We start from the raw sequence: 18,747 nt of genomic DNA on the forward strand, positions 1-18,747 counted from the left end.
CTTCGAGGCCGCGGCAGACGGCTGGACATGCCGCTATCGGCCTTGAAATTGTTGCATTTTCCGTCCCCGCCGCCGTCGTTTACGACCTGTTAACCATGTTGCGCAAGGATCGGCTCCAAATCACGAACGATCGCCCTCATCGCACGAACGCCGCGACGGATCGTTGTAAAAGGGTTGATGGAGAACAGGCATGGCTCTCAAGGTTGAGCTCAAACCGCACGAACGCATCATCGTCGGCAATTCGGTGATCACCAACACCGACCAGCGCGCCCGCCTCCTGATCGACGGCGAGAACGTGCCGATCCTGCGCGAGCGCGACATCCTCACGCCGGAGACCGCCGACACGCCGGCCAAGCTCGTCTATCTCGCGGTCCAGCTCATGTACATCTCGCCGGATCCGCAGAGCCAGCACGGCACCTACTTCAACCTTGTGCGCGACATCGTCACCGCGGTGCCGAGCGCCTGGCCGATCATCGAAAGCATCAACAACAACATCATGAGCGGCGATCTCTACCGGGCGCTGAAGGATGCCCGCAAGCTGATCGCCTATGAAGAGAAGCTGCGGGACCAGTACCAAGCGACGCATCCCAAGGGCGACGTCAGCTCGGCCGCCTGATCGGCACGCATCAACCTGCCCAAACGACAACGGCCCCGGATCATCTCCGGGGCCGTTGTCGTTTCACCTGCGTTCCTGGTCACTGCGCCGCCAGCGGCGGCGCCTCGACCTCGATCAGACCATCGCCGGTCCGCCGCGCGCCGAACTCCAGCACCGCAGCCACAAGCGCGTCGATGTCCGTCTCGTCGGTACGGTGATTGACGATGGCAGCGCGGATCGCGAACCTGCCGTCCAGCGTCGTGCTCGAGGGCGCCGCAACGCCGGACTCCTGGACATCGGCGACGATCTCGCGATTGACCGCATCGTCGGCGCGATAGCGGAAGCAGACGATGTTGAGGTTCACCGGCGCCAATAATTCCAGCCGAGGCGCGGCCAGCACGCGCGTCTCCAGATATTTCGCCAGCGCGCAGCTTCGCGCGATCACCGCGCCCAGCCGGTCGGTGCCGAACGTCTTCAGCGTGAACCAGGTCTTCAGCGCGCGGAAGCCGCGCGACAGGTCTGGGCCGAGATCGCAGGGCCAGACCGCGCCCGCTGCAAGCCCCCTCGCCTCGCGGCGCAGATAGGCCGCCGGCTGCGCAAAGGCCTGCCGGTGCTGCTCGCCGTCGCGTACCAGCAGGAAGCCGGCGTCGTAGGGCACCTGCCCCCACTTATGGAAGTCGAGCGCAATGGAATCGGCGAGCTCGATGCCGCCGAGCATGGGCGCGAGCTCGGGCGAGAAGATCGCGAGCGCCCCGAAGGCGCCATCGACGTGAAACCAGATTCCTTCCTCGCGGCACAGTTCAGCGATCGCCTTGAGGTCGTCGATCGCGCCGATATCGACCGTGCCGGCGGATGCGAAGACCAGGAACGGCTTGAATCCGACCTCGCGATCGATCGCGATCTGCGCCCGCAGCGCGGCGACGTCGATACGATGATCGACATCGACATCGATCTTGCGCAGCGCATCGGTGCCGATCCCGGCAATGTCCATCGCCCTGGAGACGCAGCCATGCGCAGAATGCGACGTGTAGGCCGTGAGCAGCGCGCCGTCATTGCCGATGCCGTGCTGCCGCGCCAGCTTGCCGAGCGCGCTCGTGCGCGCCACCAGCACCGCCATCAGATTGGCCATCGACGTGCCCGTGACGAAGATGCCGCTCGCACTCTCCGGGAAATCAAACAGGCGCCGCATCCACGCGACGATCTGGCGCTCGACTTCGATCGGCATGTGATCGCGTCCGCCGAGATTGGCGTTGAGCCCAGCCGCGAGCATCTCCGCGAGCATGCCGACCGCGGTGCCGCCGCCATGCACCCAGCCCATGAACCCGGGATGGACGTTGCCGGTCGCATAGGGCGCGACATGCTCGGCGAATTCGCGATAGACATCGGCAAGGTCGCTCGCCTCGCGCGGCACGTCGGCCTTCAATGCTGCGCGGATGCCGTCGGGAATCGGCTGCCACACCGGCCGCGCGCGGACATTGGCGATGCCGTCGATCGCCTCGTCCAGCATGCGATGGGCGAGCGTGCGAAATTCGCTCCAGTCCTGCGGATCGAGCGAAGCCTGCGCGACGGAGCTTTGCGCGTTGCGGATGATCTCGTTCATGCTGCGCTCGCCTTGCCCTCTCCTGCGTGCCGCGACAGCATCGCCGTGAACGCGGCAAAGATCTTGCGCATCTGCGGCGGCTTGTACGGAAACACGACCGGCGGATCCATGTTGTGCACGACGGCGGTGTTGTCGGCTTCGAAGACCAGCAGCTCGCGGTTCTGGTTCTCGGCGCAATCGACGATGAAATAATCGAGGCCGACGCGCCGGCTCATCTCGTCGAGCGCGGTCTTGTGGCGCGCGGCGAAGGCGTGGTCAAAGTCCAGCATGAAGACGGCCTCTTCAGCCCGCTTCTCCTCGCTGAACGCCATGTAGGCGTTGAGATACCAGATGTCCCAGCGATCGGCGATCGCCATGTGGCAGGCGTAGGGCTTGCCGTCGACCATGGCGAGACGATATTTGCGGTAGAGCCCGTCGGGGCTCGCATAATCGACGAAGCGTGCGACGAAGAAATCCTGCTCCTCGCGCTCGGCGAGATAGGCCGCGAGCCCCGGCGCATCGTCGAGCTTCGCGAGCCCGACACCGGCATGCGTGCCGCGCGGCCGCGCGATCATCGGAAAGCGTAATTCGCCGGCGATGTCCTCGCAAGCGATCCGGCCCTGCGCGAGATCCGTCAATTGCGCGCGCGTCGCGTGGATGGTCGATGGAATCTCGAGACCAGGGATGCCCGCCAGCAGCCGATACAGCTTGTCGCGATCGAGGTTGCCGATGAGATCGGGGCGATTGAGCAGCGGGCGCGGCCAGCGCGGCGCCGCCTTTTCGATCAGGGCGAGCGGTTCCCGGCATTCCTCGGAATCGGATGCGATCACGATGGCGACGTCGTGATCGGGCAAATTCTCCGGGAGACCGGAGCCCTTGACCACGTAGAGCGTCAACAGCTCGATGTCGGAGCCCTCGAGCAGGAAATCGATCGGCGTGTTGCCGCCCATGTCGATGTCGGCCGCAAGGGCGAGCACGCGCAAGCTGGGCTTCGGAGCCGCAGCGGGCGTGCGAAACAATTGATGGAAGGTCAGCACCTCCGACTGGATCGCCAGCCCCGCCGCCTTGTCGCCGAGTAGCTGGACGATCAGCGATAGGTCAAGGCCTTCGCCCGCGTGCGCTGCTCCTTCCGTGATCCGCGTGACGAGCTGATCGCGCAGTGGCTGCAGATCGACACCTTCGAACGCCTGGCGCGTCAGCTGCGCAAAGCCGATGCGGTCGGCACAGTTTGGCACGGTCACGCCGATCGGCGCGAAAACTGGATGCTGCATCTCATACCTCGAACGCGGACTTTTCCGGCGCGGTTGCGGCTGCGCCGCGGCCAAGCAGCAGCTCGATCTTCACCAGGACATGGGCGATGCGATCGAGCAGGTGCTGCACATTGCGTCGTGCCTGCGCCATATCCGGCGACCAGGCCTCGGTCACGAGCCGGGCGCCGACGCAGAGGCGCAGCACGGCCTGCGGCGCGTCGTCCTGCCGCTCCAGCCGGACCGGCTGGCCGATCAGGCTACGCTGGACGGCGACCTGCCGGTCCGCCGCGCTGCCGCTGATCTCCTCGTTCACGTCACGCCGCAGCGCCCGGTGGACGGCGCTGGTCTCGGCCATCGAGACCGGCTTGCCGTCGCGCAGCAGCATGAACGGAAAGATCGTGGCGTACGCGAACTCCTCGTCGTCTCCGGCAGTCTTCTCGGTCGCCGTTGGAACGGGTTGAAGCGACGGCGACAGCGCGATCATGCTGTCGATGCCGGCGGCAAGCTCGGCCAGCGCCCTGACGCGGAAAGCTCCGGGCACGGCGTAGTAGCTGCCGATTTCCGCGAGCGCCGCCTCCCAGCGCAGCCATTGTCCGAAATTCGGCCGACGCTCGAAGCGTGAGCGCAGCGCCGTCCAGGCCATCGGCCAATCGCAGCGGCCGGCATAGTCGAAGAAGCCCGGCGCAATCCCCTCAATCCGGTCGAGCGACCGCGAAAGCCCCTTCGGCACCAGCAGCGCGCCGCTGAAGGCAGGGCCACCGAAGAATTTCGAGCCGGTGATCAGCACCATATAGCCGCGGTCGAGATAGGAGCGCAGCCGGCGGCGGCCGAGCCGCGCCTGACAGGCGTCGACGACGACCTGAACCTTGCGCGGCCAGCGCCGCGCGATCTCGTCGAGACAGGCCACGCCCGGCGCGCGCCAGCCGAGCTTCGAGGAATCCAAGATCTGAAGCAGCACGGGCGCACCTTGCGCGATCGTCGCTTCAATCGCCTCCAGCACCGCGGCATCGGTGTCGGCGCGCATCGCGATCCCGGGCCCGGCCCGAAGCAGCGGCAACGTCACGCTGGCGCCGGCGAGTCCGGCAACCGCGCCGTCCTTGCGCACGGCAAGGCCGCTCGCCGTCATGGAGCTGAAATGGTGACCGCGCGCGGTATGGGCCGTGCCGCTACCGGTCTGGTCGGCGCCGACCACGATCGTCACTGGAGGCGCGCCGAGCACCGCACGCGCCAGGAACAGGGCGTGGAGCTGAGAATCCGTCCCGGACGGCGAGAACACGACGTCGACGCGCGGCGAGAGCTGGAGATGGCCGCGCAACTCCTCGCGCATGGCCTCGCAGCGCGCATCGAAGGCGATCTCGACCTCATCGAACAGGCACCTGTGCATCAGCTCTTCGCGCGCCAGCGCGGCGCGGTCATAGGCGAGTTGCGAGATCGTCGATGCCGTCGAGGAGGCGAAATTCCAGATCTCGGGTTCCGGCGAGGCCGCACAGCCATAGGCATTGACGCGATCCCCAGCGTCGAGCGCCAGCCGCGGATCTCCGCCGGAGACGAGCAGCGTGTCCAATGGCGTGAAGAGATCGCGCAGGCGGTAGCGCGAGCCGCCGTCGAATGTGCGCTCGGGGACCGACAGACCGGATGCGCCGGCGCTCATCCCGGAAGGCTCACGCCGCATCGGCAGCTGCCGCGGGCGCGGCTGCGAATTGCGAGGCGATGTCGCCGTGGAACACCGACGGCCCGACGTGATCCAGCGAGCTCTCGATGTCGGCCCAGATCTCGCCGCCGATGTCGGTCCAGCGCTTGCAGAAGGCGAAGTCCTCGGAAAGATAAGTCCCCGTCGCCTGATCGATCATGCATTCGAACAGCGCGAAGCGGTTCTGGCTCGCCGCCAGCGTGTCGTGCGAATGCTCGCGGAAGAATTGCAGGTCGGCATAGTTGGGGTGGCGGCACATCGCCTCCAGCACGTGGCGGCGGATCATCAGGAAGCCGGTGCCGGCGTAGCGCACGCGGGTAAAACCGTTGACCACTACGATGCGGTCGGGATCCTCGATCTCGAGCACATAATCGAGCGCGGCCGCCGGCACATCCGCGCGGCCGGACTCGATCGCCCGCCTGGCCTTGTCCCAGTTGACCCGCTTGATCGGATAACAGCCGGCGACGACATCCGCGCCGCATTCGATCAGCCGGAACACCTGCTCGGGCTTGAAGCCGATGTCGGCGTCGATGAACAGGAAATGGGTCGCCTTTGGATCGTCGAGAAACATCGCGGCCAGATTGGCCCGCGCGCGCGTGATCAGCGCATCGCCGTCGCGCAAGAGCACCTTGAGCTCGAGATTGGACATGCCGTGCACGGCGCGCTGGAGCGCGAAGATCGAGCTTGCATAAATGCTCGAGACCTGCCCGCCGAAGCACGGCGTGGCCACCACCAGCTGCATCTTGTCCGACATCGACGGCCCCCGCCCCGCTCAACTCCTCACCAAAAGGTAAAGAGGCATGGTTAACGGCGTCTTAATGCGCGCTTACAGGAACTTGACGAGCGAGAGCTGCGAGAGGTTCGAGGTGACCTGGTAGGACGCCTGAAGCGCGTTCTGCAGCGACAGGATCTCGCTCGCCACCTGGTCCGGCGAGGCCGATTCCGCCTGGTCGATGATGGACTGCAGCTGCGCCTTGGCCTGGGTCTGGCGCGTGCCTGCGTCCTTCATCGTGTTCTGGGCCATCGCGAGGTCCGTCTGGATGTCCTCGATGTGCTGCTGGCCGGGCTGCTTCGTCAACGACTGCGTCACCCGCAGGCTCAGCGCGGAGACCTGCCCGCCCGCATACTGGCTGGTCGGCGAGGTTGAGAACGTCCCGAATACGGCGATCGCCTGCAATTGCTGGCGGATCGCGTCCTCGTTGGCCTGCGCGCCATATTGCACCGTGACTGAATCATCGACCCGCGCCATCGCCGTGGAGCGCGGCGAGCCGGGCCCGTCATTGCCGGTGTACCATTTCACCGTGTTGGCCGAGCCGTTGACCAGCGTCGTCGCCGAACTCGCCGGTGAAGAACCGACGCGCAAAGGCGGCTGCGTCGCGGTGACCGGGGTCGAGCCGAAGCCGAGCGCGTTGAGTGCGCCCGAGTTCGAGGTCGTGATGTTGAGGCTCGCCGCGTCGTCCGTGTTGATCGTGATCGAGCCGCCATGCACGGTCGAAGGCTTCGACGTGCCCGTGATCTGGTCGATCTTGCTCATCAGCGTCTGGATGCTGTCGCCGACATTGAGCTGGTTGCCGGTCGCGCCCGAACTGACGAAGGTCAGCGTGGTGCCGTTCACGGTGATGGTGTCACCGGCGGCGAAGCCCGGCGAGATCGAATTCGAGGGGCTCGCGCCGGACAGCGCCGTTGCGCCGCTGATCGGAGCCGGTGGCGCCGCCTGGTTGTTGACGGGCGCACCGATCGCGGAGCTTGCGGTGTTGAAGAAATTGTCGCCGGCCGTGATCGCGGATGCCGCGACAAGCGAAGTGTTGGCGAGCTTCGTGATCGCGGTGTTCAATGCCGTGTTGAGGTTCGCGGCCGTGTTGGCCGGGGTCGTCGCGTCGATCGCAAAGCTGCCGATCGGCGTCGGCGTGGCCGTGGACGCGGTCAGGTCGACCTGCCCGGTGGTGCCGTCCGGCAGCGTGAACTGGACGCTCAGCTTGTCGCCGTCGTTCGGGTTGAGGCCGTTGAGATCGACCGAGAACGACACCGGCGAGCCGCTCGGGCCGGTGACCGTCGCACCCGTCAGCGTCGAGGACACCGCCGCGATCTTCATTCCGAACGGCGATCCGGCGACGTCCTCGGATACCCGCACCGAGCTCGGCGTCGGCTGCGTCTGCACCAGCCGTCCCATGCCGTTGGCACCGAGGTCGGCGGCCTGGCGCTCCGCCATGACGGTCTTGAAGCCCGCCTGCGTGGTCGTGCCGTTGATGATGTCGCCGGCATTGGCAACCGACTGCGTGTTGAACGCGGTCCCGGAGAACAGATAGCGGTTGCCCGACTGCGTGTTGAGAACGCCGACCATCGAGCTGAACTGCGAAGCGGCCGTGTTCTGCGCGACGGTCTGTCCGTTGACGTTGAGATCCTGCGCGGTGCCCGCGGAGCCGGTCTGCACCGTGTTGCGGATCGTCGTGAGCGACTGGAGCGCGGTATTGGCGAGGTTGATGTTCACGTTCACGTTCGTGATCGTGTCGGTATAGGCGGCGATGTTGGAGAGCTGCGAGCGCCCGGCGATCGCAAAGCCCTCGTTGGTGCCCATCCCGGAATAGTTCTGCGACAGCTTGCCGGTCGCGAGCTGCGTCGACAGGTCGGTGAGCTGCTGATTGATGTTGCGGATCTGCGCGCCGAGGACCGACGAAGAGTAGTTGATGCTGCTGATCGACATCTTTCAGAACCCTGTACTGGTTACACTTGAGCCTGGATCAACGTGTTCATCATGCTCTGCACCACCGACATGACGTGGGCGTTGGCGGCATAGGCATTCTGGAGCTGGATCAGGTTCGACATCTCCGAGTCCAGATTGACGCTGGAGGTCGAGTCGAACTTGGCCTGGAGCGTCGAGACCACGACGCTCTGGCCCTGCTGGAGCTGGGTGGCCTGGGTCGAGGCGTTGGCCTGGATGCTCAGGAACTGCTGGAGGTAGTTCGAGACGCTGCCGGTGAAGGGCTGGTTCGCCGAGCCGAGGCCGGTCGTCGGCGAATAGGAAAACACCGCATTGGTGAGCTGCGAATAGAGATAGTCCGAGCGCGTGGTATCGCCGGCGGGCGTCACCGGCGAGGTGTTGTAGACGGACAGCCGCGTGGGATCGCTGACCAGCTGCGTGTTCACGGCGATGCGCCCGGCAAGGCCGATCATCTGCGAGCCCGAGGCGGTGATCGCACCGGTGTAGAGCGCCTGCCCGCCGTCGGTGAACACCGCCAGCTGCGGGCTGCCCGAGGTCAGCGACGAGATCGTCTTGGTGGTCGAGGCCGAATTGACCTGGGCAAGGCCGGTATTGTCATCAGTCACCCGCAGCGTCGTGGCCGTCGCCGGAGACGGAGCGGCGGAGAACGTCAGGTGCGAGCCTGAGAGCGCGGTGTTGAGCGCAGCGGCGATCGCACTCATGCCGCCGGAGAAATTGACGCCCACCCGCATCGGGTTGGCATTGGTGGCGTTCTGGAGCGGCAGCGCCGCCGGGTCGGTCACGTTGACGAGCGTGATCTGGCGCTGGGTGTTGGTCGCCGTGTCCTTGTAGGTGATGTTGACCGTATTGCCCGGCTGCGCACCGGCAAGGTCGAGATCGAATCCGGCCGGCGGGCCTGAGACCGTGCTGCCGGCCGTGGTCTTGTCCGACAGCGCGCTCGACATCGTGGCGGCGAGCTGGTCGATCTGGTTCTGCGCCTGCACCAGCGTCTGGTCGCGCAGCTTGAGATCAGCCGCGATCTGGCCGGAGGAGACCACGTTGTTGGCGACGACGTCGAGCTGCGAGCCGTTCGGCAGCTTGATGTTGAGCGCACCGACGCCCGACTTGGCCGGGTCGGCGTTGTAGAGCGAGGTCGCCGACAGCGCGCCGGCGGAGGCAAAGGTGAATTGCGAGGCGAGCCCGGCGCCGACCAGCTGGATACCGGTGGTGGTGTAGATGTTGGCCTGATTCGAACCGTCGGTGGTGACGCGAACGTCGACATATTTCGACAGCGTGTTGATGGCCTGATCGCGCTGGTCCATCAGCGTCGCGGCCGAGGGATCGTTGGCCGACAGGCCCTGGAGCTTGGTGTTGATGTCGGCGACCTGCTGCATCGCCGCGTTGGCCTGCTGTGCCGAGGTGCCGAGATCCTGCTCGACGTTGGAGCGCAGCGACTGGATGCCCTTGGTGGTCACGTTGAGCTGCTGGGCCAGGGCCTGCGCCGCGCCGAGGGCAACCGTCTGCGCCGACGACGAGCCCGCGCTGGTCGACAGCGCCTGCAACGCCGTGGTAAAATTGTTCAGCGCGGTTTCGAGCGTGCCGCTGTTGCCGGGCGTGCCGTAGACACTCTGAAGCTGCTTCAGGATGTTGGCCATCTGGTCGGCGTAACCGCTGCCGCCGGTCTCGGTGCGCAGCTGGTTCTGCACAAAGGTGTCGAGCTCCCGGCTGACGCCGGTCGTCATCGCCGTCGAGCCGAAATCGCCGGTGGTGACCTCGATCTGGTTCGGCCTCTGGACGACGTAACCCGGCGTCTGCGAGTTGGCGACGTTCGAGGAGACGATCGAGAGCGCGGCCTGGTTGGCACGCAGACCGCTCATCGCACTGGCGAGGGCTGAACTCAAACCCATATCACTAGCCGCCTTTGGTTACGTCACGCGCCGATCAGCGCAACACGTTCAAGAGATCCTGCACCATCGAATTCGCTGTCGTGATCACCTTGGTGTTGGCCGAATAGGCCTGCTGGGTCACGATCAGCTTGGTGAATTCGTCGGCGATGTCGGTGTTCGAGCCTTCCAGCGACGAGCCGCTGATGCTGCCCGACGCGCCGTCGATCGCTGTGCCCGACTGTTCGGTCGCGGCGTAGGCGCCACCGTCGAGGGCCTTGAGGTAATTGGTGCCGTTGAAGTGCGACAGCGTCACCTGGGCGAGGTTGAGGTTCTGGCCGTTGGAGAAGGTGCCGACCACGAGGCCGCTGTTGTTGACGGCAACCGAGCGGAGCTGACCGGCGGCGTAGCCGTTCTGCGTGATGGTGTTGATCGTCACCGCGCCGCTGGTGCTGGCATATTGCGTCAGCCCGCCCGAGGACATGTTGAAAGCGACCGAGCCGAGCGACTGGCCGCCGACGCTGACGTTGTTGATGGTGATGCCCGATCCGCTCGGCGAGGTCAGCGAGCCGTCGCTGGCAAAGGTGAAGGCCTGCCCGGTGTTGACCCAGCCGACCGTCGTGCCCGTCGCATTCGGATCGGTTTGGTAGAACAAGTTCCAGGTGTCGGAATGGCCGGTGCCCAGCGAGGCGCTGTCGGTCTTGGCCCAACGCAGCTGCAGGTTCACCGGCGTGCCCGCGGCGTTGTAGGCGGTGACCGCACCGCCGCTGATCGATTCCTTGGTGAACGTGGCGATATCGTTGCCGATCACGCCGCCGGTGCCGGCAGTGCCGCCACCGCCGCGGTTCTTGGAGATTGACGACGTGAAGCCGAGCGCGGCGAAGGCGCTGCTGTTGTTGGGGCTCGTCACCGTCAAGGTGGGATTGGCGATACCGGTATTCAGGGTGATCACGCCGTTGCTGATCGAAGAACCGCTCGCACCGCTGAGCGTGTCGATCTGGCTGAGCAGAGTCGCTATGGAGTCGGTGATGTTGATCTGGTTCGGAGGGGTAGCGCCGGAGGCCACGAAGGTGATCGTATTGGCAGCTCCCGTGCCGTTGACCTGGATCGTGTTGCCGACCACGAAGGGCGTCGAGAGGACTTCCGCCCCGCCGGGCGTCGCGGTGCCGCCGAGCTGTGTACCACTCGTAATCGCGGGAGTGGACAGCACGTTACCGCCGCGCGTCACGCTGCTGACGCCGAGCAATCCTGCCGCAGTGCCGCCGATCGTCACGTCGGCCGTGGTGCTGGTCGTGATCTGGATGTTGCCGCTGGCATTCATAGTCACGCTGGAGGCGGGAACGCCGGCTCCAGACGCGATCGCGCTGAGGACATCCGACATCAGTGCGCTGGTGGGCGACTTCAGACCAATCGTGGTGACCGCCGGGGGGCCCGCAACCGTCGAAACGCCCGAGACGGTGTTGTCGAAGTTGATTGTTTGGCCGTTGACCGTCAACGACTTGCCGGCCAGGTTGGTGAGAAGGCTGGTGTTGAGGTGCGTGGCCAAGCCCGCATCGAGAGACGTGCTGCCAGTTGCCACCGCCGAAGCGTTGTCCTGCAGCGCCACCGTGCCGGTCGCAGTCGTCGCCGTATAGGCCGAGCGCAGATTGCCGGTGGCCGCCGCGCCGGAGACCGTCGCATTCGAATAAGGCGGCGGCGGCGTGCCGACGATCAGCGGGTTGGCGGCGAAATCGGACGGGTTCAGGCCGCCGGCCGCCAGCAGCGTGCCGCTCGCCGCGGTCGAGCTCGCCCCCGTGTTCGGCACGCTCGGCAGGTTCGCGGCGTACTGGATCGAGGTTGTCGCCTGTGCCGGGATGAAGTTGTTCTGGAATTTCAGGACGGACGCCACATTGCCGGTCGGGTTGCCGGTCTTGGGATCGACCGTGACGCCCATCAGATAGTAGCCGGCGCCATTGACCAGGTTGCCGTTGGAATTGAGCTGGAAGTCACCGCGGCGGGTGTAATAGGTGACGCCGCTGAACACCGGCACGTTATCCACGACGCCGGTTGCCTTCTGGATCGAGAAGAAGCCGTCGCCGGTGATCGCCATGTTGGTGGCGACGCTGGAGCCTGAGATCGTGCCCTGCGTCGTGATGGTCGCCTTGGCGTTGGCCGTGACGCCGCCCGCGACCTGCTTGCTCGGCACCGAGGCGTCGGGAATGAGGTCGACGAAGCTGGTCCCGATGCCCTTGTAGCCGGTGGTGGATGAGTTCGCGATGTTGCCGGAAATGTTCTGCAGCGCGTAGGACTGCGCCTGCAGGCCACCCACCGAGGTGTTCATTGCATCGAAGATACCCATAACTTTGTCTCCAGATCCGATCTCGGCGGCCGGTCGACCATGGCCGCAGTCGGAAGAGACAGTCGCAAGGGCTATGCCAATGCGGGTATTCTCAGGAAATCAATGACTTGAATGGGAAGGCCCCGGTCCGATGACCGGGGCACAATTGCCGGGCCGGCAACAATTGCCGGGGCATCGGGTCATTCCGGGGCGGCCCGCAGCACCGAACTCAGGTTCGCAATTACGCACCTGAGAAGCTCGAGATTCCGGATTCGATAATCACGCATCACTCCGGAATGACTCCAGCGAGACCTACGTTGCCGACGCGGCGGCCGGGTGGAAGACCAGCCCGAAACCGTCGATGCAATAGCGCAATCCGGTCGGCTTCGGACCGTCGTCGAAGACGTGGCCGAGATGGCCGCCGCAGCGCCGGCAATGCACTTCGGTGCGCACCATGCCGAAGGTGCGGTCCTCGGTCTTGCCGACATTGCCTTCGATCGGCTGGTAGAAGCTCGGCCAACCCGTGCCGCTCTCGAACTTGGTCTCGGACGAGAACAGCGGCAGGTCGCAGCCGGCGCAGGCGAAGATGCCCTTGCGGTGTTCCTTGAGCAACGGGCTGGAGCCTGGCCTCTCGGTGCCCTCCTTGCGGAGGATTTCATATTGCTGCGGCGTGAGCTGGGCGCGCCACTCGGCGTCCGTCTTCTCGATCTCGAATTTTTGCGTGGCCTTCTCTCCAGCCTCGGCAGGCGTTCCTCTCAGCCAGCGGAAGGCCGAAAGGCCGAACAGGCCGGCAACAGTCGTCAGCAGGATGCGGCGGTCAAACATCTCATTCTCCGTGCGCGGGGGAGTCCACGCTCTGAGATACGGGCTCTAACGGCCGACGTTACACGTCCGGGCGGGGTTTTTATCAACTTATCGCGAGACACCCTGGTCCTACGAGGCCGGTTCCACATCCTCGGCCACAGGTTTCGGCGGAGGGGCCGGCTGCGGCCGGACGCTGGGCGGCGGACGGCGAGGACCAGTGCCGGCGGCCCGGTTGGCTTCAGCGAGGCGCGCCTCGCGTTCCCGGTCCTTGACCCGCGCACGCTCGCGGTAGCGGGCGAGCGAGCCTGCGGCGGCGGAACTCGCCCTGCCCCAAACTCCCACCAATTGGCCCGCGACCCGCCCGGTCGTGCCGCCCGCCCAGACCAGCTCGAATGGCGAGAACAGCTTCCAGCGGTCGTCGCCCCACAAAATGCTACGCGCGATCAGCTGCCCGGCCACGGCCGACGTGTTCATGCCCTGGCGGCCGAACCCGCTCGCTACCCACAGGCCTTTGCGCAACTGGCCGATCTGCGGCATGCCGTGCACGGTCTGGCCGGTGGCGCCGCCGAACATGTCGGCGATCTCGACATCGCCGAACTGGGGGAAAATCGATCTGATCCGCCGCCTGACCGCGCCCGCAAAGCGCTGCGGACGCGCGGCCCAGGTGGTCTCGGGGCTTTCCCACATCAGGCGGTCGCCGTCGACGACACGGAAATGGTCGACCCCGTCGGAATCCATCACCGATCCCTTGAACGCCACGATCTCGTGCACGCACTCGCCGAGCGGCGCGGTAATCCCGGCATAGCGCCAGACCGGCAGCAGCGTCTCCGACAGGCGCCTCAACGGCGCGCCGAGGTGGATGTTGCCGGCGAGCACGATGTGGGTGGCGCGCAGCCGCGCCGAGGGCGTGACGATGCGCTTGCGGATGCCGGAATGATCGATGCTGACGACCGGCGTATCCTCGAATATGCGCGCTCCCGCTCGCCGCGCCAGCGCTGCGAGGCCGTGCACATATTTGCGGCCGTCGAGCTGGAATGCCCGGGGATAATAGACGCCGTGGAAGTAACGGTCGGTCTTGAGCGCCTCGCGGACGCGATCCACCTGCCAGCCCTCGACCTCCGTGTCGAAATCCTCGTGGAGCATCTGCAACCGGCTGATCAGCCGGTCGCCGGCATCGACGTTGGAGACCTCCAGCACGCCATCGCTCGGGCCAATGCCGGGCATGTTCTCTTCGGTGGCGTTGGCCCGGACGAACTCGGCGCCCTCCTTCGCCAGTGTCCACAATTCGCGCGCGTCCTCGAAGCCGATGCGCTCGATCAAATCGGCGAGCGGCAGCGCAAAGCCCGGCATCACGGTGCCAAGCTGGTTTCCGGAGGCGTTCCAGCCGATATGGCGGCCCTCGAGCACCGCGACGCTGGCTCCGAGCCGGGCTGCCTCCAGCGCGATGGAGAGCCCGGCAAGCCCGGCCCCGATCACGCAGATGTCGGCGTCGAGATCAAACGACAGTCGCGTGCGTTCACGAAAGCCGGCTTCTTCCTGGGACACGCTTGTGAAAGTCTCGCTCATGTCGTTTCCTTAAAGGACCGATCGGGCCCTTGTCACCTTGTCCTCAACCGGCGCCTGTAGATTATCCTGGACGCGTAACGATTCGAGAATGCCATGCGCCGTTTGATGCTGCTGCGTCACGCCAAGACCGAGACTGACGCGCCGAGCGGCCGTGACCAGGATCGTCGCCTCGACGACCGCGGCCACAAGGACGCCGCGCAGATCGGGGATTGGCTCGCCACCCATCCCCCTTTCCCCAAGGCCGTGCTGGTGTCGCACGCCGCCCGGGCCCGGCAGACCTGGGACATTGCCTGGGAGACGATGAAGGACCGCGTCGCAGCGCCGCAGGTGGAGGTCTTGCCCGAACTCTACGGCGCCGATCCCGCCCAGATGCTGGAATCCATTCGCACCGCAACCGTTCCGGCCAACCCGAAGCAGTTGCTGCTGGTGGGCCACAATCCCGGCATGCACGAGGCCGCGCTGATGCTGATGGGCGGCGGCGATCCGGCCGGCGCCAAGGCGCTCGCTCACAATCTGCCCACGTCGGGGCTTGCGATCTTCGACTTTGACGTCAAGGATTGGGGTGACGTGGCCTACCGCCGCGGCAAACTGGTGCTGTTCGTCAGCCCCAAGCTGCTTCGATCGGGTTGAGACGCGCGGGGCGCGCCGTCTCGACCGGTTGATCCTAGCTTGGTCAATTGGGAGACGCAGATGTTCAAGTCCATCCTCGTGCCCATCGACCTCGCCGACACCGATCTGGCCAAGCCGGCGCTCGCGACCGCGATAACGCTGTCGCAGACCTGGAGCGGATCGATACGACTGCTCAACGTGCTGCCGATGACGCCGGTGATGCTCGCCGAATACGTCCCGGCCGATTTCGACGAGCAGCAGCGCCAGACCTCCGAGGAAGCACTCGCCATCGTCGCGCGGGAGTCAGGCATCGAGACGGGGCGCATTTCCAGCGTGGTGCGACAGGGCGGCATCTATCATGAGATCCTGGAGGAGGCCATGCACATGAAGGCCGACCTGATTGTGATGACCTCGCACCGGCCGGCGATGCGCACCTATTTCCTCGGCTCCAATGCCGGGCACGTCGTGCGCTACGCCAAGTGCTCGGTGCTGGTGGTCAGGCACTGAGCGCCACAACAAACGCTGTCATTGCGAGCGGAGCGAAGCAATCCAGAGTCTTTCCGCGGTGGCAGTCTGGATTGCTTCGCTCCGCTCGCAATGACGACGCGGAGGCATTGTCACCACGCCCGGACTTGCGGGCGTGGCGGCCGAACAAACTCACAGATACCGCGTCAGCTCGGCCTTGAACTGCCCGTAGACGGCGTCCTCGATCTGGCTGCGCGTGATCCCGATGTCGCGCAAGGCGTGGTCGTCGAGCTCGTTCAGCGTCTTGACGGCAGAGCGGCGCTCCAGACGATCGAACAGCGCATGGGCAACGTTGGCGAGCGTGCTGAAAAATCCGCCCGACGAGGATGGGCGTAAACTCCGCCCGGCAGTTTGCGAGATCGTGGTCATTTTTCTTCTCCGGCCTATTGTCCGCGCAGCGAAGCAGGTGCCGTTGGCGCGGACGCTGTGAGCGCCTGCACCTCATTTGCCATCGGATTGCTCTCGCTCTCCTCGGCTCAATCGCGGAACTTGATGGAACTTAAATGCTCCAGTACACTACTCGGAGCAAGTAAAACATTGCTCTCGGTGCAATAATGTCCAAGTTCGAATACGTGAAGCTTGCCGATGCCATTGCGGCCGATATCACTAAAGGCACGTTAAGGCCCGGCGACCGGCTGCCGCCACAGCGCAACTTTGCCTATGACCGCGGCATCGCGGTCTCGACCGCGAGCCGGGTTTATACGGAGTTGCTTCGCCGCGGGCTCGTCGTCGGCGAGGTCGGCCGCGGCACGTTCATCTCCGGCGACATCAAGCGCGAGGTCGAGGCGTTGAGCGAGCCGCGCGACGCGCGGATCGATTTCGAGGTCAATTATCCGTTATTGCCGCAGCAATGGGCGATGATCGCCAAGAGCCTTGCCGGGCTCGAGCGCGTCGACGCGCTCGAATCCGCCCTGCGCGTCTCGACCAGCACCGGCACCAAGAGCGCGCGCAATGCGGCCGTCGCCTATCTCGCGCGCAAGGATTTCACGCCGCAGGCCGAGCAGATCGTCTTCACCGCCAACGGCAAGCAGTCGCTCGCCGCCGCGCTCGCCGCCCTCGTTCCCACCGGCGGCCGCTGCGGCGTCGAGGCGCTGACCTACCCTTACGTCAAGAGCATCGCGGCGCGGCTCGGCGTGACGCTGGTCCCGATTCCGATGGACGAATACGGCGCACGGCCCGATGCGATCCAGAAAGCGCATCGCGAAGCGCATCTGTCGGCGCTGTATCTCCAGCCCATCATCCAGAACCCGCTCGGCGTCACCATGAACGCGACGCGGCGCGCCGACATCATGCGCGTTGCCGAGAAGCTCGATCTCACCATCATCGAGGACGCCGTCTACGGCTTCCTCGCCGACGACACACCGCTGGCAGCGCTCGGGCCGGACCGTTGCATCGTGATCGACAGCCTGTCCAAGAAGGTCGCACCGGGCCTCGCGCTCGGCATCCTCGTGACCCCGCCGCATCTGCGCGAGAGCGTGATGAGCGCGGTCCGGACCGGCGGCTGGATCGCCTCGGGCCACGCGCTGGCGTCCGGGCAGCGGCTGATGGCCGACGGCACCGTCGCCGAGCTGACGCGGCTGAAACGGATCGACGCTGCGCGCCGGCAGCAGACCGCGGCAAGGCTGCTTGCCGGCTACCAGATCGCGGCCGACGCCCGTTCCTATCATTTGTGGCTGACGCTGCCGCCACACTGGCGCTCGCAGACCTTCGTCGCCGCAGCAGCCCGGCGCGGCATCGCACTGACGCCATCCTCGACGTTTGCAATTGCGCACGGACATGCACCGAACGCGGTGCGGCTCGCGCTCGCCCCGCCCTCGCTCGAGCAGCTCGATTCCGGCCTGCGCACACTCGTGTCGCTGCTCGGCACCAAGGAAGAGGATTTCGACTCGACGGAGTAAGCGAGAGCGTTGCGAGCGAAGTGATACCGGTTCGAAAACGCGTCGCAACAAAGATCCGGCCCTTCGCCGCTCAGGTCGCCGGCCATTCCGCGATAAAGCCCCTCGCCTTGTACGGCTCGATCTTGTCCCATTCGTGCAGGACACGCCGGCGAAACTCGAGATTGGTGTGCCAGAGCGCGCGCGGCGTCGCAAAGCTGTCGACGGTGAGCAGCATCTTCTCGACGTCAGGCCAGTGCCGGTGCAGCGTCATCGGGTAGCGGCGCGCCGTCCAGGTGTTGCCGAGGCAGATCACGCTCCGGATGTTTCGCAGTCCAAGCGCTGCATCAATGATCGGCAGCGAGAAGATCACGTTCTCGCCGGTGTTCATTGCGCGATGTTCCTCGAGGATGAGGTCCGCCGGAATGCCGGCCGCGACCATCGCTGCCTTGATGATGGTGCACTCAGATTGCTCCGAGCCCGGCGTCACACCACCGCTGACAATCGACCAGCGGAAAAGGCCCTCGCGCCACAGCCTCGCGGCGGTGTCGGCGCGCAAGCCAACGTCCTCGCGGGTGCCGAACATGAACAACAGATCGGCCGGCCGGAGCGGCGTATCGATCAGATGCGTACGGTTGATTTCGACGATCTCATCCGCTGTAGGCTGCTGCCTGTTGCGATCCATGGTTGGCATGACAGCACGATGCGACACCGGCGCAGGGGCACGAAGTCACGTTTGATTGCGGCCGATTGCACCTAGGGCAGCAACGCCTTCGGCACACGATCAAAACTGTAGCTGTGCGGCTGGTTGCGCCGCACGAAGCCGCCGACCTGCCAGGCGAACAGCGCGGCAAAACCGATGATGAAGAGGGCGCCGGCGAATTCGCCGATCAGGAGCGCGCGGATCAGCAGCCCCGTCATCGCCACCGTCAGCACCGCCAGGAAGGCCAGCACCGCCGCATAGGTCTTGCGGCCGAGGCCTGCGGTCAATTCGGCGCGGCTGCCGGCTTGCGCCATACGTGCGTGCAGTTCGATGATGAAATCGCGAAAACCGTTGTCCTGCGGCGCCATTAACGCCGCGGTCTGCCAGCTCGTCGACAGGATCCTGATGCGGCCGCCGCCGGTGTGGCTGACATCGGCGCGAAAGCGGTGCTGCTGCATCGACACCGGGCGAAACGACAGCCGGATCGCCGAGATCTCGTCATAGCGCCACAGGCCGGAGCGGCCGGCGATGTGCCAGGACAGGCCCTCGTCCGTCAGCTCGAAACGATGCGCCGAGCCGATCAGCGACGCCTTGTAGGCGTAGCTCGTGACCGACGGGCCTTGCGCTCCCGAAACCTGTATCCCCACAATCAAT

16 protein-coding genes are annotated in these 18,747 nt (G+C 65.6%); 4 read left to right on the top strand and 12 right to left on the bottom strand.

The window, feature by feature from the left end; all coding sequences use genetic code 11:
* Positions 1-190 precede the first annotated feature (190 nt).
* Positions 191-616, top strand: coding sequence for a flagellar biosynthesis repressor FlbT (gene flbT / locus AB7245_RS29805; RefSeq protein ID WP_063982266.1), 426 nt, complete (start codon positions 191-193; stop codon positions 614-616).
* A 79-nt stretch (positions 617-695) separates the two neighbouring features.
* Here flbT and AB7245_RS29810 read toward each other — a convergent pair whose 3' ends face one another.
* The 9 genes from AB7245_RS29810 to AB7245_RS29850 all read right to left on the bottom strand — a co-directional run bounded on the left by AB7245_RS29810 (position 696) and on the right by AB7245_RS29850 (position 14,382).
* Complete coding sequence (locus tag AB7245_RS29810; protein ID WP_439035208.1) at positions 696-2,195, bottom strand: pyridoxal phosphate-dependent decarboxylase family protein; 1,500 nt, start codon at positions 2,193-2,195, stop codon at positions 696-698.
* Positions 2,192-3,445 (bottom strand): ATP-grasp domain-containing protein, encoded by a 1,254-nt coding sequence (locus AB7245_RS29815; protein ID WP_439035209.1) that lies wholly within the window; start codon positions 3,443-3,445, stop codon positions 2,192-2,194. The genes AB7245_RS29810 and AB7245_RS29815 overlap by 4 nt, the downstream gene beginning before the upstream one ends.
* Before the next feature lies 1 nt (position 3,446).
* Positions 3,447-5,096, bottom strand: a complete 1,650-nt coding sequence (locus AB7245_RS29820) for a hypothetical protein (protein ID WP_439035210.1) — start codon at positions 5,094-5,096, stop codon at positions 3,447-3,449.
* The gene (locus tag AB7245_RS29825; protein ID WP_135214576.1) at positions 5,086-5,868 is read right to left on the bottom strand and encodes a hypothetical protein; all 783 of its coding nucleotides are present in this window, start codon (positions 5,866-5,868) and stop codon (positions 5,086-5,088) included. The genes AB7245_RS29820 and AB7245_RS29825 overlap by 11 nt, the downstream gene beginning before the upstream one ends.
* Before the next feature lie 72 nt (positions 5,869-5,940).
* Positions 5,941-7,815, bottom strand: coding sequence for a flagellar protein (locus tag AB7245_RS29830; protein WP_439035211.1), 1,875 nt, complete (start codon positions 7,813-7,815; stop codon positions 5,941-5,943).
* Between the two features lie 20 nt (positions 7,816-7,835).
* Positions 7,836-9,719, bottom strand: a complete 1,884-nt coding sequence (gene flgK, locus AB7245_RS29835) for a flagellar hook-associated protein FlgK (RefSeq protein ID WP_439035212.1) — start codon at positions 9,717-9,719, stop codon at positions 7,836-7,838.
* A 34-nt stretch (positions 9,720-9,753) separates the two neighbouring features.
* Complete coding sequence (locus AB7245_RS29840; RefSeq protein WP_439035213.1) at positions 9,754-12,033, bottom strand: flagellar hook-basal body complex protein; 2,280 nt, start codon at positions 12,031-12,033, stop codon at positions 9,754-9,756.
* A 291-nt stretch (positions 12,034-12,324) separates the two neighbouring features.
* Positions 12,325-12,837 carry a peptide-methionine (R)-S-oxide reductase MsrB gene (msrB, locus tag AB7245_RS29845; RefSeq protein ID WP_028148532.1) on the bottom strand — a complete coding sequence of 171 codons (513 nt, stop codon included), beginning with the start codon at positions 12,835-12,837 and terminating at the stop codon, positions 12,325-12,327.
* Positions 12,838-12,945: 108 nt separating this feature from the next.
* Positions 12,946-14,382: an NAD(P)/FAD-dependent oxidoreductase gene (locus AB7245_RS29850; RefSeq protein ID WP_085405887.1), complete on the bottom strand. Its 1,437-nt coding sequence runs from the start codon at positions 14,380-14,382 to the stop codon at positions 12,946-12,948.
* A 93-nt stretch (positions 14,383-14,475) separates the two neighbouring features.
* Between AB7245_RS29850 and AB7245_RS29855 the strand changes: the two genes are divergently transcribed.
* Positions 14,476-15,012: a SixA phosphatase family protein gene (locus tag AB7245_RS29855; RefSeq protein ID WP_439035214.1), complete on the top strand. Its 537-nt coding sequence runs from the start codon at positions 14,476-14,478 to the stop codon at positions 15,010-15,012.
* A gap of 60 nt (positions 15,013-15,072) precedes the next feature.
* Complete coding sequence (locus AB7245_RS29860) at positions 15,073-15,498, top strand: universal stress protein (protein ID WP_071917342.1); 426 nt, start codon at positions 15,073-15,075, stop codon at positions 15,496-15,498.
* Positions 15,499-15,648: 150 nt separating this feature from the next.
* Here AB7245_RS29860 and AB7245_RS29865 read toward each other — a convergent pair whose 3' ends face one another.
* Entirely contained in the window at positions 15,649-15,885 is a 237-nt protein-coding gene (locus AB7245_RS29865) for a DUF1127 domain-containing protein (protein WP_071912174.1), read from the bottom strand.
* Between the two features lie 185 nt (positions 15,886-16,070).
* Between AB7245_RS29865 and AB7245_RS29870 the strand changes: the two genes are divergently transcribed.
* Complete coding sequence (locus AB7245_RS29870; RefSeq protein ID WP_014493975.1) at positions 16,071-17,414, top strand: PLP-dependent aminotransferase family protein; 1,344 nt, start codon at positions 16,071-16,073, stop codon at positions 17,412-17,414.
* A gap of 70 nt (positions 17,415-17,484) precedes the next feature.
* On the opposite strand, the gene AB7245_RS29875 is transcribed toward AB7245_RS29870, so the two are convergent.
* Both AB7245_RS29875 and AB7245_RS29880 read right to left on the bottom strand, forming a co-directional pair.
* The gene (locus AB7245_RS29875; protein ID WP_439035764.1) at positions 17,485-18,075 is read right to left on the bottom strand and encodes a YdcF family protein; all 591 of its coding nucleotides are present in this window, start codon (positions 18,073-18,075) and stop codon (positions 17,485-17,487) included.
* A gap of 71 nt (positions 18,076-18,146) precedes the next feature.
* Positions 18,147-18,734 carry a hypothetical protein gene (locus AB7245_RS29880; RefSeq protein WP_085405938.1) on the bottom strand — a complete coding sequence of 196 codons (588 nt, stop codon included), beginning with the start codon at positions 18,732-18,734 and terminating at the stop codon, positions 18,147-18,149.
* Positions 18,735-18,747: the final 13 nt, after the last annotated feature.

The sequence above is a fragment of the Bradyrhizobium sp. 604_D8_N2_3 genome, from assembly GCF_051810765.1.
GTDB classification, from domain to species: domain Bacteria; phylum Pseudomonadota; class Alphaproteobacteria; order Rhizobiales; family Xanthobacteraceae; genus Bradyrhizobium; species Bradyrhizobium barranii.

Bases quoted from the DNA above. Each gene is read 5' to 3' on its own strand.
- AB7245_RS29860 (WP_071917342.1), top strand. From the start codon at position 15,073: ATGTTCAAGTCCATCCTCGTGCCCATCGACCTCGCCGACACCGATCTG.
- AB7245_RS29815 (WP_439035209.1), bottom strand. From the start codon at position 3,445: ATGCAGCATCCAGTTTTCGCGCCGATCGGCGTGACCGTGCCAAACTGT.
- AB7245_RS29840 (WP_439035213.1), bottom strand. From the start codon at position 12,033: ATGGGTATCTTCGATGCAATGAACACCTCGGTGGGTGGCCTGCAGGCG.
- AB7245_RS29830 (WP_439035211.1), bottom strand. From the start codon at position 7,815: ATGTCGATCAGCAGCATCAACTACTCTTCGTCGGTCCTCGGCGCGCAG.
- AB7245_RS29855 (WP_439035214.1), top strand. From the start codon at position 14,476: ATGCGCCGTTTGATGCTGCTGCGTCACGCCAAGACCGAGACTGACGCG.
- AB7245_RS29870 (WP_014493975.1), top strand. From the start codon at position 16,071: ATGTCCAAGTTCGAATACGTGAAGCTTGCCGATGCCATTGCGGCCGAT.
- AB7245_RS29865 (WP_071912174.1), bottom strand. From the start codon at position 15,885: ATGACCACGATCTCGCAAACTGCCGGGCGGAGTTTACGCCCATCCTCG.
- AB7245_RS29875 (WP_439035764.1), bottom strand. From the start codon at position 18,075: ATGGATCGCAACAGGCAGCAGCCTACAGCGGATGAGATCGTCGAAATC.
- AB7245_RS29820 (WP_439035210.1), bottom strand. From the start codon at position 5,096: ATGCGGCGTGAGCCTTCCGGGATGAGCGCCGGCGCATCCGGTCTGTCG.
- AB7245_RS29810 (WP_439035208.1), bottom strand. From the start codon at position 2,195: ATGAACGAGATCATCCGCAACGCGCAAAGCTCCGTCGCGCAGGCTTCG.
- msrB (WP_028148532.1), bottom strand. From the start codon at position 12,837: ATGTTTGACCGCCGCATCCTGCTGACGACTGTTGCCGGCCTGTTCGGC.
- flgK (WP_439035212.1), bottom strand. From the start codon at position 9,719: ATGGGTTTGAGTTCAGCCCTCGCCAGTGCGATGAGCGGTCTGCGTGCC.
- AB7245_RS29850 (WP_085405887.1), bottom strand. From the start codon at position 14,382: ATGAGCGAGACTTTCACAAGCGTGTCCCAGGAAGAAGCCGGCTTTCGT.
- AB7245_RS29825 (WP_135214576.1), bottom strand. From the start codon at position 5,868: ATGTCGGACAAGATGCAGCTGGTGGTGGCCACGCCGTGCTTCGGCGGG.
- flbT (WP_063982266.1), top strand. From the start codon at position 191: ATGGCTCTCAAGGTTGAGCTCAAACCGCACGAACGCATCATCGTCGGC.